Source organism: Streptomyces sp. NPDC045022, assembly GCF_056432605.1.
In genome coordinates this window covers 140,524-155,093 of record NZ_JBWKIR010000016.1, presented here as the reverse complement: position 1 = coordinate 155,093, position 14,570 = coordinate 140,524, and the positions used below count along the sequence as shown (strand labels likewise).

Genomic DNA, 14,570 nt, shown 5'->3' with positions numbered 1-14,570 from the left:
TGCTTCGGCAGCGCTTTGTGGCGCGGGAGGTTGCCTGTGACGCAGGCGCCCGGGCGCGCAGGCCAATCGGCTTGCGGGGACAGCCGGCGAACGAGTGGTCTCTGCTCGCCGGCCGCCCGGACTCCTTCACGGTATGACACCCCGTGTCAGGTGACAAGGCACTGAGTGCCAGAACGTGGCCTCAGATGAAATCTTTACGTAACAAATGAGCGATGATCGATCGAACGGCTCCTTGAATCTGCTCGAAAACGGCCTCTGACATGGCAAAACGGCCACCCCGGAGGGTGGCCGTCATCACAGTGCGAGGGAGCCGTCAGCGCTCCTTCAGGGCTTCTTCGATGGTCCGCATGACCTCGTCCAGCGGCGCGTCGGTCCGGGCGACCGTCACGAGCACCTCCCCGTGCGCGGAGACCGTCGCCGGACCGGTGGCGGTGGCCGGCTTGCCCGCCGGGCCGCGCCCGGCCCCGATTCCCGTGCCGAACGTCTTGCGCACGATCGCGAAGGCGTGGTCCAGCTGGGCCTCCACGTCACCCTGGCCGCCCGCCCGCAGCCAGCGCCGCAGGACGTGGTTGTGGGCAGTGACGACGGCGGAGGCGGCGACCTCGGCCAGCAGCGGGTCGTCGTTGGCGTCGTCGGCGTGCGCGTGCTCGTCGAAGTGGCCGAGCAGGTACCGGGTGAACAGGCGCTCGTAGCGGGCCACCGAGGCGATCTCGGCCTCGCGCAGGGTGGGCACCTCACGCGTGAGCTTGTAGCGGGCGACCGAGATCTCCGGCCGGGCCGCGTACATCTTCATGACTTCCTTGATGCCGCGGCACACGGTGTCGAGCGGGTGCTCGTGCGCGGGGGCGGCGTTGAGGACCGCCTCCGCGCGGATCAGCGTGTCGTCGTGGTCCGGGAAGATCGCCTCTTCCTTGGAGCGGAAGTGGCGGAAGAACGTGCGGCGGGCCACGCCGGCCGCGGCCGCGATCTCGTCGACGGTGGTGGCTTCGTACCCCTTGGTCGCGAACAGCTCCATGGCTGCGGCCGCCAGTTCCCGGCGCATCTTCAGCCGCTGGGCGGCGGCGCGACTGCCTGCGGCACTTTCCGGCGCGTCGGGCGTAGCTGGTGTACGTGAGGACTTGGCGGGCTGGGACATGACCCGAACGTACTGCATGTGCGCAGCTCGATGCGCAGGTGCACGGGTTCCCCCGCCCGTGAAGGGCGGGGGGCCGTCCACCGGGTCGAGCAGGCCGCCCCAGTCCGCGCCGTCCGCGCCGTCCGCGGCGCCGTCGAACCAGTCGCCGACGCCGTCAGCGGCGGGCATACTCGCGGAAGCCGCGGCCCGTCTTGCGGCCGAGGCAGCCCGCGGCCACCAGGTGCTCCAGCAGCGGGGCGGGAGCGAGGCCCGGGTCGCGGAACTCGCGGTGCAGCACCTTCTCGATGGCCAGCGACACGTCCAGGCCGACCACGTCCAGCAGCTCGAAGGGACCCATCGGGTAGCCGCCGCCGAGCTTCATGGCCGCGTCGATGTCGTCGAGCGACGCGTAGTGCTCCTGCACCATCTTGATCGCGTTGTTGAGGTACGGGAAAAGCAGCGCGTTGACGATGAAGCCGGCGCGGTCGCCGCAGTCGACGGCATGCTTCTTGATCTTGACGCAGACCTCGCGGACCGTCGCGTGAACGTCGTCCGCGGTCAGCACCGTGCGGACCACCTCGACCAGCTTCATCGCCGGTGCCGGGTTGAAGAAGTGCATGCCGATCACGTCCTGCGGGCGCGAGGTGGCGCGGGCGCAGGCGACGACGGGCAGCGAGGAGGTGGTGGTGGCCAGGACCGCTCCGGGCTTGCAGACCTTGTCCAGCGTCGCGAACAGCTGCCGCTTGACCTCCAGGTCCTCGGCGACCGCTTCGACGGCCAGGTCGACGTCGGCGAAGGCGTCGTAGGAGCCGGCCGGGGTGATCCGGTCCAGGATCTGCGCGGCGGCCTCGGCGGTCAGCCGGCCCTTGTCGACGGAGCGCGCGAGGGACTTGCCGATCCGGGCCTTGGCGACCTGCGCCTTCTCCTCGCTGCGGGCGGCCAGGACGACCTCGTAGCCCGCCTTCGCGAACACCTCGACGATGCCGGAGGCCATCGTGCCGGAGCCCGCGACACCGACCGAGCGGACCTCGCGCCCCGCGGTGAGCGAGCCGCCCTCCGCCGGGCTCAGCGCGTCCGGCACGACCGTGGCGCTGCCCGGCGCCTCGTAGGTGTAGAAGCCGCGCCCGGACTTGCGGCCGGTCAGGCCCGCCTCGCTGAGCTGCTTGAGGATCGGGGCGGGGGCGTGCAGCCGGTCACGGGACTCGGCGTACATGGCCTCCAGGACCGTACGGGCGGTGTCGACGCCGATCAGGTCCAGCAGGGCGAGCGGCCCCATCGGCAGACCGCAGCCGAGCCGCATCGCCGCGTCGATGTCCTCGCGGGAGGCGTACCTGGCCTCGTACATCGCGGCGGCCTGGTTGAGGTAGCCGAACAGCAGCCCGTCCGCGACGAAGCCGGGGCGGTCGCCGACCGCGACCGGCTCCTTGCCCAGCTCGAGCGCCAGGTCGGTGACCGCGGCGACGGCCTGCGGCGCGGTCAGCACCGAGGAGACCACCTCGACCAGCCGCATCGCCGGCGCCGGATTGAAGAAGTGCAGGCCGAGCACGCGCTCGGGACGGGCCGAGTCGGCGGCCAGCCGGGTCACGGACAGGGCGTTGGTGCCGGTCGCGAGGATCGTCTCGGGGCGGACGATGCCGTCCAGCTCGCGGAAGATCTGGTGCTTGGTCTCGTACGACTCCGGGGCCACCTCGATGACGAGGTCGGCGTCGGCCGCCGCGCGCAGGTCGGTGGAGGTGCGGACCCGGGCCAGCGTCCCGGCGCGTTCCTCCTCGGTGAGCCGGCCGCGTGCCACGGCACGGGAGGTGGAGGCCTCGAGGGAGGCGAGCGACCGCGTGGCCTGGGCCTCGCTGATGTCGATGCCGATCACCTCGCGGCCGGCCTTGGCGAGGACCTCGGTGATGCCGGTGCCCATGGTGCCGAGGCCGACGACGGCGATCGTCTTGAACGGGGACAGCGGGCTGCCGGACTGGGGGGACAGGGGAGTGGCCATCGCGGGACTCCAGGAATGAGGGTGACGACGAGGAGCGCGCCGGGTGCGCCCGAGGAGGGCGCACCGCGGTGCGGAAGGAGTGCGGGTGTTGCCGGGCTGCGAGCGCACACGCCCGGTGCTGCCGGTGCCACGGGCGTGCACACGCCCGGCAGCGGCGGATTTCCGACCGGCTCTGTCCCGAAGCCGGGTCGTACTGCGGTACACAGATGTACCGAACCGACCAGCTCCCCCACTGCCGCGGGGGCGTGGGAGGTACCTCCGGCGGCGGCTGCGTCACCAAACCGTCACCGGTGGAAAGTGCGAGAGGGTTACTCGCTCGAATGAGCTTAACCGGCGGGTAACGAGCGCGCTAGTCCCCGGACTTTGTGATCTGGGTCCCTCCGTCGCCGCGACCCCTCTACGCTGGTGCTCGTGGACGAAGAGTTGCGATCGCTCACGGAACGCTTACGGCGGGAGTCGGGCGGCTCGGCGGGCTTCGAGCACCTGCTGGGCACCGGGGACCACGGTGAACTGGCGGAGGTCCTCACCGCTCCCGGCCAGCCCCTGTGGGCCCGGGAACTGGCCGCGTTCCGCCTCGGCCTCGCCGGCGACCGGCGTGCCTTCGAGTCCCTGGTGCTGCTGCTCAACCACCGCGACCCGCCGCGCTGCGCCTCCGCCGCCCACGCCCTCGCCCGGCTCGGCGACCCGCGCACGGCCCGGGCGGCCGCCGCCCTCGCCACCAACGAACTGCGCGTCGCCTACGCCCTGCACCCGGTACGGCTGCTGGCCGCCCTGCGCGCCCCGGAGTCCGTGCCCGCGCTGATCACCACCCTGGAGCGGCGGCTGCGCCCGCACGACCCCTACCGGCGGGTCGCCCTCGCCTGCGTGGAGGGCCTGGGCGCGCTCGGCGACGCCCGCGCCCGGCAGGTCCTGAACGAGGCCCTGGCACACCCGGCGCTCGCGGAGGCGGCGGTGCACGCGCTGGCACGGATTCCGCGGCAGCGGGAGGCGAGGTGACGCCCGGTCAGCCCCGCAGGTCCTTGACGTACCGCACCTCGGGCAGGAACACGCCGTCCGCCTCGAAGGGCTCCTCGGCGCCGTCCGGCCGGAATCCGGCGCGCTCGTAGAAGCGGCGGGCGGGGGTGTTGTCCTTCAGGACCCACAGGAACAGGCGCGGATACGGCGAGCACTGCCCGAGCGCCTCGGTCAGCAGGGCCCGGCCGATGCCGCTGCCGAGATGGGCCGGATCGACGTAGATCGCGTACAATTCGGCGTCCCCGGTGCGCGCCTCACCGTCCCGGTACGGCCCGTGCGCCGCCCAGCCGAGGACCTCGCCGCCCCGCTCGGCGACCAGGTTCACCACGCGGCCGTCCGCCTGCGCGAACCGGGCCCGCCGTCGCTCGGCGTCCGCCGTGGCGCTGAGCCCGTCCAGGTACGGCTGCGGCATGAGCCCCTGGTAGGCGTGGCGCCAGCCGCGTACGCGGATCTCCGAGACACGGCCGCAGTCGGCGAGGTCCATCGGGCGGATGCGGGGGAGCCGGTCGTCCATGACGGCACCCTAGGGAGTCCTTCCGGCACGCGCCCGTGATTATCCGCCCACCACCGCGATCGCCTCGACCTCCAACAGGAACTCCGGCGCCACCAGCCCGGCCACCTGCACGGCGGAGGACGCCGGAAGGCGGTCGTCGGGTATGTGCGCGGCGCGGGCCGCGCGGACGGCGGGCATGTGGGCCATGTCCGTGACGAAGTACGTCAGCTTCACGACGTTGTCGAAGCCGGCCCCGGCAGCGGCCAGACAGCGCCTCAGGTTCTCGAACACCTGCTGTGCCTGGGCCGCCGGATCACCCTCCCCGACCAGCGCGCCGTCCTCGTCCAGGGCGAGTTGGCCCGAGACGGCGACGAAGCGGCCGGTCGCCGAGACCACATGGCTGTACTGGGTCGAGGGGGCGACCCCGTCGGGGGCGGAGATCCGAATCGGTCGGTCCATGGCTCCATAGTGGACCACCCCACTGACAACGCCCCCGACGGGCCGGCCGAGCCGGCTACCGGCGGAAGCCCAGCAGCCCGTGCAGGGTGGAGCCGCGCGACGACGCAGAGGCCGCCTTCGCAGCTGTGGGCGGCTTCGGGTCGGGCGACTTGCCGCAGACCGCGTCGGCCGCCCCGCCGCCGCGCGGCACCGTGCCGTCGGCCAGATAGGCGGAGAGGTACTTGTCCAGGCAGGCGTTGCCGCTCAGCGTGATGCCGTGGTTGCCGCCGCCCTCCTCGACCACCAGGCTGGAGCCGGCCAGCAGCCGGTGGGCCGTGACGCCACCCGGGTAGGGGGTGGCCGCGTCGTGGGTCGCCTGGAAGAGCAGCGCCGGCGGCAGCTTGCCGTTGGCGATGTCCACCGGCTCCAGCCTGCCGGTCGGCCAGAACGCGCAGGGCGCGTTGTACCAGGTGTTGTTCCAGGCCATGAAGGGCGCCTTGGCGTACACCGCCCAGGTGTCCGAGCTCCACCGGTTCCAGGTGCGCCGCCAGGAGGTGTCACGGCACTGCACGGCCGTGTAGACGCTGTAGCCGTTGTCGCCCGAGGCGTCCACGGCGGCGAAGTTCTCGTACGCCTTCACGAGCGGCCCGGTGTCCTTGTGGTGGACGTAGGCCGCGAACGCCTCGGCGAGGTAGGGCCAGTAGCCGTCGTAGTAGCCGCCGGGGATGAAGGTGTCCTCCAGCTCGGGGGCGCCGACCTTGCCCCCGGCCGGTCTCTTCGCCAGGGCCGCCCGCATCGCGTACCACTCGGCCTCGATCCTCGCGGGGTCCTTGCCGAGCTTGTACGTGGCGTCGTACTTCGCGATCCACGCCATCAGCGCGCGGTGGCGGTCGTCGAAGGCGTAGTCCTGGCCCAGGTTGTCCTCGTACCAGACACCGGTCGGGTCGACGATCGAGTCCAGCACCAGGCGGCGGACCCGCTCGGGGTACAGCTTCGCGTAGACCGCGCCGAGGTAGGTGCCGTAGGAGTAGCCGAAGTAACTGATCTGCCGCGCGCCGAGGGCCCGCCGCACGAAGTCCATGTCCCGGACGGCGCTGACGGTGTCGATGTAGGGCAGCACGTCGGCGTACTTGCGGCCGCAGGCGGCGGCGAACGACCGGGCCCGCTCCAGGTTCGCCCGCTCCAGCGAGGGCGTGGCCGGCACGGTGTCCGGGCGTCCCGGCCGGAAGTGGCCGGGCGCGCAGTCCAGGGCGGGGGTGCTCCTGCCGACCCCCCGCGGGTCGAAGCCGATGACGTCGTACCGGGCCGCCACGCTCGTGGGCAGTGCCGAGGCGACGAAGCCGGCGAGCGTCAGCCCGCTGCCGCCGGGGCCGCCGGGGTTGACCAGCAGCGGGCCCTGGGACGTCCGCGCGGTGTGCGGGACACGGGACAGGGCGAGCGTGATCTGCCGGCCGGACGGTTTCGCGTGGTCCAGCGGCACCTTCAGGGACGCGCACTGCAGCGTCGGGTAGTCGCTCGTGCCGCACTTCTTCCAGGCGACTTTCACCGCCGGAGCGGACGGCGCCGACGAGGCCGGCGCGGTCGCCCGCGCGGGGACGGCCGTGACCGAACCCGCCAGCACGGCTGCGGCTGCGCACAGCACGGCTGCGCGTGTTCTCATGGGTCCTCCCGGGACGGAGGTCGCGACGAACCGCGAGGATCACGGTTCTCGCCGCATCGTCCCGGCAACGGGGACCCGCAGAACGCGTTCCGGCGATACTTGACCCGATTGGGTCGCGGGATGCCCTCGAACGCTCTCAGATGAGGGTGAGTTGGGTGGGCTCGGATCCGGCCTGGGGTTCCGGCCGCGCCGGGCGGATCCGGCGGGCCGTGCCCGCGCGCGTGGGCCCGATGCCGTACTCCTGTGCCAGCTCGTGCACCTGACGGGTGATCCGGCGCTGGTACCACTTGGGCGCGTAGGCGCCCTCCGCGTACAGCCGCTCGTAGCGGCGCACCAGATGCGGGTGGTGCTGCCCGAGCCAGGCCATGAACCACTCCCGGGCACCCGGCCGCAGATGCAGCACCAGTGGTGTGACCGAGGTGGCCCCGGCCGCCGCGACGGCCCGGACCGTCTCCCGCAGTTGGGCCGGTTCGTCGCTCAGGAACGGGATCACCGGCGCCATCAGCACCCCGCAGTCGATGCCGTGCTCACCGAGGGTGCGTACGACGTCCAGCCGGCGTTCGGGCGCGGGGGTGCCCGGCTCCACCGTGCGCCACAGCCCGGTGTCGAGGAAGCCGACGGAGACCGAGATGCCGATGTCCGTCACCTCGGCCGCCCGGACCAGCAGATCCAGGTCACGCAGGATCAGGATGCCCTTGGTGAGGATCGAGAAGGGGTTCGCGTGATCGGTGAGGGCGGAGATGATGCCCGGCATCAGCCGGTAGCGGCCCTCGGCGCGCTGGTAGCAGTCGACGTTCGTGCCCATCGCCACGTGGTCGCCCTGCCAGCGCCGCGAGGCCAGCTGGCGGCGCAGCACCTCGGGCGCGTTTACCTTGACCACGATCTGGGTGTCGAAGCCGATGCCGGTGTCGAGGTCCAGGTAGCTGTGTGTCTTGCGGGCGAAGCAGTACACGCACGCGTGCGTGCAGCCCCGGTAGGGGTTGACCGTCCACTCGAACGGCATGCGCGAGGCGCCCGGCACCCGGTTCAGCACCGAGCGTGCCCGGATCTCGTGGAAGGTGATCCCGCGGAACTCGGGCGTGTCGAACGTACGCGTGGTCACGGCGTCCGCGCCGAACAGTGCGGCGTCGGCGGCCCGGCCGTGCTCGGCGGACTCCCCGGACTCCACGGGCTCGACGGTGAGGTTGTCCCAGCGCATGACGCCTCCTCGGTAGCACTGCGCACAGAATAGAACATGTGTTCCCATGATCGTGCGGCCCTCGATTTGGGCGGCCGGGCGCCGGGGTGGTTGGCTTGCCCCAACCCCGAGCAACCAGGTCCTGGAGGAACGCAATGGCGCAGGTCGAGGCCACTACGGAGCGGGTCGTCGCGGCGGACGCGGAGAAGGTGTTCGACGCTCTCGCCGACTACCGCGGCACGCGGCGCAAGCTGCTGCCCGAGCACTTCAGCGAGTACGAGGTGCGCGAGGGCGGCGACGGCGAGGGCACCCTCGTCCACTGGAAGCTCCAGGCCACCAGCAAGCGGGTGCGCGACTGCCTCCTGGAGGTCAGCGAGCCCACCGACGGCGAGCTGGTCGAGAAGGACCGCAACTCCTCCATGGTCACCACCTGGCGCGTCACCCCGGCCGGCGAGGGCGGGTCCCGGGTCGTCGTGACCACCACCTGGAAGGGTGCCGGCGGCATCGGCGGCTTCTTCGAGAAGACCTTCGCGCCCAAGGGTCTCGGCCGGATCTACGACGCCGTGCTCGCCAACCTCGCCGCAGAGGTCGAGAAGTAGGGTCAAGCTCCCCTTGGTGAAGGGGTGTTGTGCCCCTTCACCGGTTCGGGTGGATCTCCGGCCCGGCCCCCGGCGGTGCCGTAACTCGTCGCAGTTGTTCGCAGTTGTCGCCTTAAGCGGGAATTGTGACAGGTGCGACGAGGGGAGCGTTACGTGGGCGGGACGACTCTGGTGAAGCACGAGCCGGCCGTTGCACCGGCTGTGCAGGAGGCGACCGAGGGGACCGCCACCGCGGCGCCACCGCCGCCCGCACCCGCCGCCGGACTCGGGCCGCGCCGCGTGCGGCTGGTGTTCCTCGGGCTGATGCTCGCCCTGCTCCTCGCGGCGCTGGACCAGATGATCGTCGCCACCGCGCTGCCGAAGATCGTCGGCGAGCTGCACGGCCTGGACCGGATGTCCTGGGCGATCACCGCCTACCTGCTCACCTCCACCATCGGCCTGCCCCTGTACGGCAAGCTCGGCGACCTGGTCGGCCGCAAGGGCGTCTTCCAGTTCGCCATCGCCGTCTTCGTCGTCGGCTCCGCGCTCGCCGGCCGGGCACAGACCATGGACCAGCTGATCGCCTTCCGCGCGGTCCAGGGCGTCGGCGCGGGCGGGCTCATGATCGGCGTGCAGGCGATCATCGCCGACATCGTGCCGCCCCGCGAACGCGGCCGCTACATGGGCCTGATCGGCGCCGCCTTCGGCCTCGCCTCCGTCGCGGGCCCGCTGCTCGGCGGCTACTTCACCGACCATCTCTCCTGGCGCTGGTGCTTCTACATCAACGTCCCCTTCGGCCTGGTCACCCTCGCCGTCGTCGCCGCCGTCCTGAAACTCCCCAAGCCCACGGTCCGCGGGCGTCTCGACGTGCCCGGCGCGCTGCTGCTCGCCACCGCCTCCACCTGCCTGGTCCTGCTGACCAGCTGGGGCGGCACCGAGTACGCGTGGGGCTCCCGGCAGATCCTCGGCCTCGGTGCCGGTGCGGTCGCCGCCACCGTCCTCTTCCTCGTCGCCGAGCGCTTCGCCGCCGAACCCCTCATCCCGCTGCGCCTGTTCCGCGACTCCGTCTTCAACGTCAGCGCCCTGGTGGGCCTCGTGATCGGCGTCGCGCTGTTCGGCGCCGCCAGCTATCTGCCGACCTTCCTGCAGATGGTCGACGGGGCCAGCGCCACCGAGTCCGGGCTGCTGATGCTGCCCATGATGGCCGGGATCGTCGGCGCCTCGATCATCGGCGGACAGCTCATCAGCCGCACCGGCCGCTACAAGGTCTTCCCCGTGCTCGGCGGCGCCGTCGCCGCCGTCGGCATGTGGCTGCTGTCCCGGCTCGAGGCCGACACGCCCCGGCTGCACTACAGCATCTGGATGGCCGTCCTCGGCGCCGGCATCGGCCTGGTGATGCCCGTGCTGGTCCTCGCCGTGCAGAACTCCGCGCGCCCCGCCGACCTCGGCACCGTCACCAGCGCCAACAACTACTTCCGGCAGATCGGCGGCAGCGTCGGCGCCGCGATCTTCGGCACCCTCTTCGCCGACCGGCTCGCCACCTCCCTGCGCAGGGAACTGCCCCCGCGTGCGGGCGCCGGGCTGCCCGACGCCGACTCGATCACCCCGCCGCTCGTCCACGCGCTGCCCCCGGCCCTGCGCGACGCCTACATCCGCGCCTACGCCGACGCGATGCCCCGGATCTTCCTCTACCTCGTCCCGGTGCTCGTCCTCGGCCTGCTCATCGCCTTCTTCCTCAAGGAGAAACCACTGGTGTCCCACCACACCGCCGAAACCGCGCCCGGGAGCGTGAACGCCCCGATCCCGCAGGCCCGTTCGTCCTACGCCGCCGGCATCCCCGTCTGCGGAACGGTGCAGCACCCGGACGGCACCGTGGTGCCCCGAGCGGCGCTCACCCTCATCGACGTCGCCGGACAGCAGATCGGCCGGGGCGCGAGCGGCGAGGACGGGCGGTACGCGCTCAGCACGCCCGGCTCCGGATCGTACGTGCTCATCGCCGCCGCCGGCGGCCACCAGCCGCAGGCCGTCTCCGTCACCGTCGGAGAACGGCCCGTCGAACTCGACGTCGTCCTCGGCGGCGCGGGGCGTCTCGCGGGCAGCGTCCTCACCGCCGACGGCAGCCCCGTCCGGGACGCCACCGTCACCCTCACCAACGTGCACGGCGAGGTCGTCGCCGCCACTCGCAGCGGCCGCGAGGGCGGCTATGTCATCACCGAGCTGGTGGCCGGCGAGTACACGCTCGCCGCCAGTGCCCCCGCCTTCCGGCCCGCCGCGCTGCCCGTCACCGTGCAGGCCTCCCGGGAGACCCGGCAGGACGTCGAACTCGCGGGCGGCGCCGTACTCAGGGGCACCGTCCGGGCGACTGGCGGCCGCCCCGTGGAGGACGCGCGCGTCACGCTGCTCGACGCCGCCGGCAACGTCGTCGACACGCTCACCACCGGACCCGACGGAACGTTCCGGTTCGTGGACCTCTCCTCCGGCGAGTACACCGTCATCGCCGCGGGTTACCCGCCGGTCGCCACCGTGCTGCAGGTGGCGGGCGGCGGCCGCACCGAACGGGATCTGCAACTGGGGCACGAGGACTGAGGGGTGCGACGGGCGGGGCCCGCGGGCGCTGAGCTGCGCGCCGGGGCGATCAGGTGAAACCAATTCCAGGATTGTCACACATCGCCACCGGCCGCCGCCGTACCGTTGGCGACGGCGGCACAGATCGTTTGCGAACAGCCATGGGGAGAGAGGGCCTGGGCCATGGACCGTGGCAGCAAGCGGGACACGACTCCCGAGCGCGGCGCCGGCGACACTGCGGCGGGCCGGATTCCGCTGGCCGTGGTCGTCGTCGACCGCGCCGGACTGGTGTCCCACTGGAGCAGTGGCGCACGGCGCCTGTTCGGCGTGGGCAGGGACGAAGCCGTCGGGCGTCCCGCGGCGGACCTGCTGCCGGTCTCCGGCGCCCTCCCCGAGGACCTGCACGGCGACCCGATGCCGGACGCCTACGAGGAGTACGACGGCCTCGGCCCCGACCTGGAGTCCTCACTCGGCGGTCACACCGCCTACCCCACGGCCGGCCGGGCCCGCGTCCACCCGCACCAGCGGACACCGGACGGCGAGCGGCTCGACGTGCTGTGGTGGGCCTACCCGCTCGTCGGCCCCGGCCCCTCCCGGCTGCTCGTGCTGGCCGCCGACGCCACCCGGCTGCGTGAGGAGCGGGGCTACGACGACGAGACCGCCGAACGCATCTCGCCCGGCTTCGCCCGCCACACCGAGCTGCCCGCCTACGAGGAACTCGAACGGCGCCTGCCCGAGATCCTGCCCAACATGGGCCCTGGGCTCAGCGGCCGCATCGCCGCTCAGGTCCTCGAACTGGGCTATCCCGTGCTGGAGTTCAGCCAGTTCGACCGGGTGCCCGTGACGCCGTACTGGGGCGTGCCGCGCCGCGTGGGACGCGCCCGCACCGAGCCCGTCGTACCGCGGGAGCAGGCGGTGGCCGCCCTGGTCCCGACCGGCGCCGAACAGGACCTCGAGTACGCCGCCGTGCGCGAACGGCTCGAGTTCCTCAACGAGGTCAGCTCCCGCATCGGCTCCTCCCTCGATCTCGGCGAGACCATCCGCGAGGTCACCAGCGCCGCCGTCCCCCGGTTCGCGGACTTCGCCGGCACCCACCTGCGCGCTGCGGTGCTGGCCGGCGAGGGCTTCACGGACGGCCCGCCGGACGCCAGCACCGTGATGTTCCGCGTATGGGTCGAGCACAACGACGAACCGGGCCGCTGGGACGACACCGTGCCCGTCGGCGAGGCCTTCGCCTTCCCCGAACACACCCCGTTCTACAAGTGCATGGTGACCGGTGAACCGGTCCTCATCCCGAGGGTCACCGAGGAACTGGGCGACCGCATCTCCGGCGAGTTCGAGAAGCGCGACCTCAGGCCGCTGATCACCGGGCGGTCCCTGCTGATCGTCCCGCTCAAGGCGCGCAACGTGGTCCTCGGCTTCATGGTGCTGATGCGCCGCCCCGACCGCCCGGCGTTCGACGACATGGACCGCACCACCGGCGCCGAACTCGCCGCCCGCGCGGGCCTCGTGCTCGACAACGCCCGCATGTACACCTACCAGGAGAACGTCGCCGACACCCTCCAGGACAGCATGCTGCCGCAGGTGAACCCGCGGATGGCCGGGTGCGACATCGCCACCCGCTATCTGCCCGGTACCCGGCTCGGCCGGATCGGCGGCGACTGGTTCGACAGCGTCAAACTGCCCGGCTCGCGCACCGCCCTCGTGGTCGGCGACGTCATGGGCCACGGGCTCAACTCGGCCGCGATGATGGGTCAGTTGCGCACCGCCGTGCAGACCATGGCCACCATGGAGACCCCGCCCGCCCAGCTGCTGCGCAACCTCGACGACCTCCCGCCGGCTCGGCGACAACTACCTCGCGACCTGCCTGTACGCGGTCTACGACCCCATCCGCGGCGAGCTGACCCTCGCCAACGCCGGACACATCCCGCCCGTCCTGGTCCGTGCCGAGGACGGCCGCAGTGAACTGCTCGACCTGCCCACCGGCGCCCCCATAGGCGTCGGTGGCGTCCCCTTCGAGGTCAGCCGCGTCAAGGTCGCGCCAGGGGACCGGCTGGTGCTGTGCACCGACGGCCTGGTCGAGGTGCGCGGCTCCGACATCGGCGACGGCCTCGCCGCCCTCTGCGAGTCCGCCGCCCACCCCGCGGCCTCGATGGACGACGCGTGCGACACCATCATCCGCGCCCTGAACACCCGCGGCGGCCGCAAGGACGACGTCGCCCTGCTCATGGCCCGCCTCAACGGCATCCCCGACGAGCACGTCGCCGAGTGGCGGCTCGACGCCGACCCGCGCGAGGTGGCCCGAGCCCGCCGCCTGGTCCGCGAACGGCTGCTGGAATGGGGTCTGCCGCAAGCGGTGGAGACGGCCGAGCTGCTGGTCAGCGAGGTCGTCACCAACGCCGTCCGGCATGCGGAGAGCGACCGGATCGGACTGCGCGTGGTCCGCACCGACGCGCTGCTGTTCGAGGTCACCGACGACGAACCCGCCCTGCCCGCCATGCTCAGTGCCGGCCCCTACGACGAGTCGGGCCGCGGACTGCGCGTGGTGAGCCGCCTGGCCCGGGAGTGGGGCGCCAGCGCCGCCGGGCACCGCAAGACCGTGTGGTTCGAGCAAGTCGTCACCACCGGATAGTGCCGAACAGGGGGCGTGCGACTTCCCTCGCGCGCCCCCGGCATGCCCGGTGCCCGTACATCCGGTGAAGGTGGCCGCCCAGCCCTTGCCCAACACCAGGTGATCGCGATATCCCGATCAGGGGAACCGACCGTGGGGAGATCGCATGAACGTCTCGGACAACTACCGGAACGCCTGGGAGAGTTACTGGAGCGGGACCTCCGGCGCCCGCGGCGAGGCCATTTGGGACGCCGATCCCTCCCTCACCGCCGAACCGCACAGCGAACTGCTCCTGCCGTACGCGGATCCGGCCCGCACCATCGTCGATCTCGGCTGCGGCAACGGCACCCAGACCCGCTACCTCGCCACCCGGTTCGCCCGCGCCGTCGGCGTGGACCTCTCGCACGCCGCCGTCGAGCACGCCCGCCGCGCCCAGGACGGCACCGCCGCCGAGTTCCAGCAGCTCGACCTCACCGACACCGAGGCCGTACGCGCCCTGCACGACCGGCTCGGCGACAGCAACGTCTACATGCGGGCCGTCATCCACCAGAGCGAACCGGCCGCGCGCCCCGCCGTGGCCGCCGCCGTCGCCGAGATACTCGGTGCCGAAGGGCGCGCGTTCGTCGTCGAACTCACCTCCGGCTCCCGGGACGTGCTCAGGCTCGCCGCGTCCGCGCCGGGCGGTCCGGGGCCCAAGCTCCAGCGTGTCTTCCACCACGGGCTCAAGCCCGCCGACGCCGAGGACAAGGAGATCCCGCATCTGCTCACCGAGGCGGGCCTCGCGATTCTCGCCGACGGCGAGACGACCCTGCCGCAGACCGAGTACCTGGCGGACGGCACCCGCCTCGACCTCCCGGCGCACTGGTTCGTCCTGGCCGGGACAGCGCCTCGGCGAGCCGGGTGACATCATCGCCGGTGGCCGCTCAGCTC

General features: G+C 72.3%; 10 protein-coding genes and 1 pseudogene. 5 read left to right on the top strand and 6 right to left on the bottom strand.

All coding sequences use genetic code 11. From position 1 onward, the window contains the following. Positions 1 to 313 precede the first annotated feature (313 nt). A complete protein-coding gene (locus AC07C1_RS26760; RefSeq protein ID WP_478942933.1) occupies positions 314 to 1,135 on the bottom strand; it encodes a TetR family transcriptional regulator in 822 nt (273 codons plus the stop codon). A gap of 154 nt (positions 1,136 to 1,289) precedes the next feature. Then, positions 1,290 to 3,104 carry a 3-hydroxyacyl-CoA dehydrogenase family protein gene (locus AC07C1_RS26755; protein ID WP_478942932.1) on the bottom strand — a complete coding sequence of 605 codons (1,815 nt, stop codon included), beginning with the start codon at positions 3,102 to 3,104 and terminating at the stop codon, positions 1,290 to 1,292. A gap of 411 nt (positions 3,105 to 3,515) precedes the next feature. Between AC07C1_RS26755 and AC07C1_RS26750 the strand changes: the two genes are divergently transcribed. Continuing rightward, positions 3,516 to 4,100 carry an adenylosuccinate lyase gene (locus AC07C1_RS26750; RefSeq protein ID WP_478942930.1) on the top strand — a complete coding sequence of 195 codons (585 nt, stop codon included), beginning with the start codon at positions 3,516 to 3,518 and terminating at the stop codon, positions 4,098 to 4,100. Positions 4,101 to 4,107: 7 nt separating this feature from the next. Here AC07C1_RS26750 and AC07C1_RS26745 read toward each other — a convergent pair whose 3' ends face one another. The 4 genes from AC07C1_RS26745 to AC07C1_RS26730 all read right to left on the bottom strand — a co-directional run bounded on the left by AC07C1_RS26745 (position 4,108) and on the right by AC07C1_RS26730 (position 7,907). Beyond that, the gene (locus tag AC07C1_RS26745) at positions 4,108 to 4,632 is read right to left on the bottom strand and encodes an N-acetyltransferase family protein (protein ID WP_478942928.1); all 525 of its coding nucleotides are present in this window, start codon (positions 4,630 to 4,632) and stop codon (positions 4,108 to 4,110) included. 39 nt (positions 4,633 to 4,671) lie between these two features. Next, positions 4,672 to 5,070 (bottom strand): RidA family protein, encoded by a 399-nt coding sequence (locus tag AC07C1_RS26740; RefSeq protein ID WP_478942926.1) that lies wholly within the window; start codon positions 5,068 to 5,070, stop codon positions 4,672 to 4,674. 55 nt (positions 5,071 to 5,125) lie between these two features. Next, entirely contained in the window at positions 5,126 to 6,709 is a 1,584-nt protein-coding gene (locus AC07C1_RS26735) for an alpha/beta hydrolase (RefSeq protein ID WP_478942925.1), read from the bottom strand. A gap of 136 nt (positions 6,710 to 6,845) precedes the next feature. Then, positions 6,846 to 7,907, bottom strand: coding sequence for an Rv2578c family radical SAM protein (locus tag AC07C1_RS26730; protein ID WP_478942923.1), 1,062 nt, complete (start codon positions 7,905 to 7,907; stop codon positions 6,846 to 6,848). A gap of 134 nt (positions 7,908 to 8,041) precedes the next feature. Between AC07C1_RS26730 and AC07C1_RS26725 the strand changes: the two genes are divergently transcribed. The 4 genes and pseudogenes from AC07C1_RS26725 to AC07C1_RS26710 all read left to right on the top strand — a co-directional run bounded on the left by AC07C1_RS26725 (position 8,042) and on the right by AC07C1_RS26710 (position 14,544). Beyond that, entirely contained in the window at positions 8,042 to 8,485 is a 444-nt protein-coding gene (locus AC07C1_RS26725; protein WP_478942921.1) for an SRPBCC family protein, read from the top strand. Positions 8,486 to 8,638: 153 nt separating this feature from the next. Further along, a complete protein-coding gene (locus AC07C1_RS26720) occupies positions 8,639 to 11,050 on the top strand; it encodes an MFS transporter (RefSeq protein WP_478942919.1) in 2,412 nt (803 codons plus the stop codon). Positions 11,051 to 11,212: 162 nt separating this feature from the next. Continuing rightward, positions 11,213 to 13,661, top strand: a pseudogene (locus tag AC07C1_RS26715) (ATP-binding SpoIIE family protein phosphatase). A gap of 145 nt (positions 13,662 to 13,806) precedes the next feature. Continuing rightward, positions 13,807 to 14,544, top strand: coding sequence for a class I SAM-dependent methyltransferase (locus AC07C1_RS26710; RefSeq protein ID WP_478942917.1), 738 nt, complete (start codon positions 13,807 to 13,809; stop codon positions 14,542 to 14,544). Positions 14,545 to 14,570 lie beyond the last annotated feature (26 nt).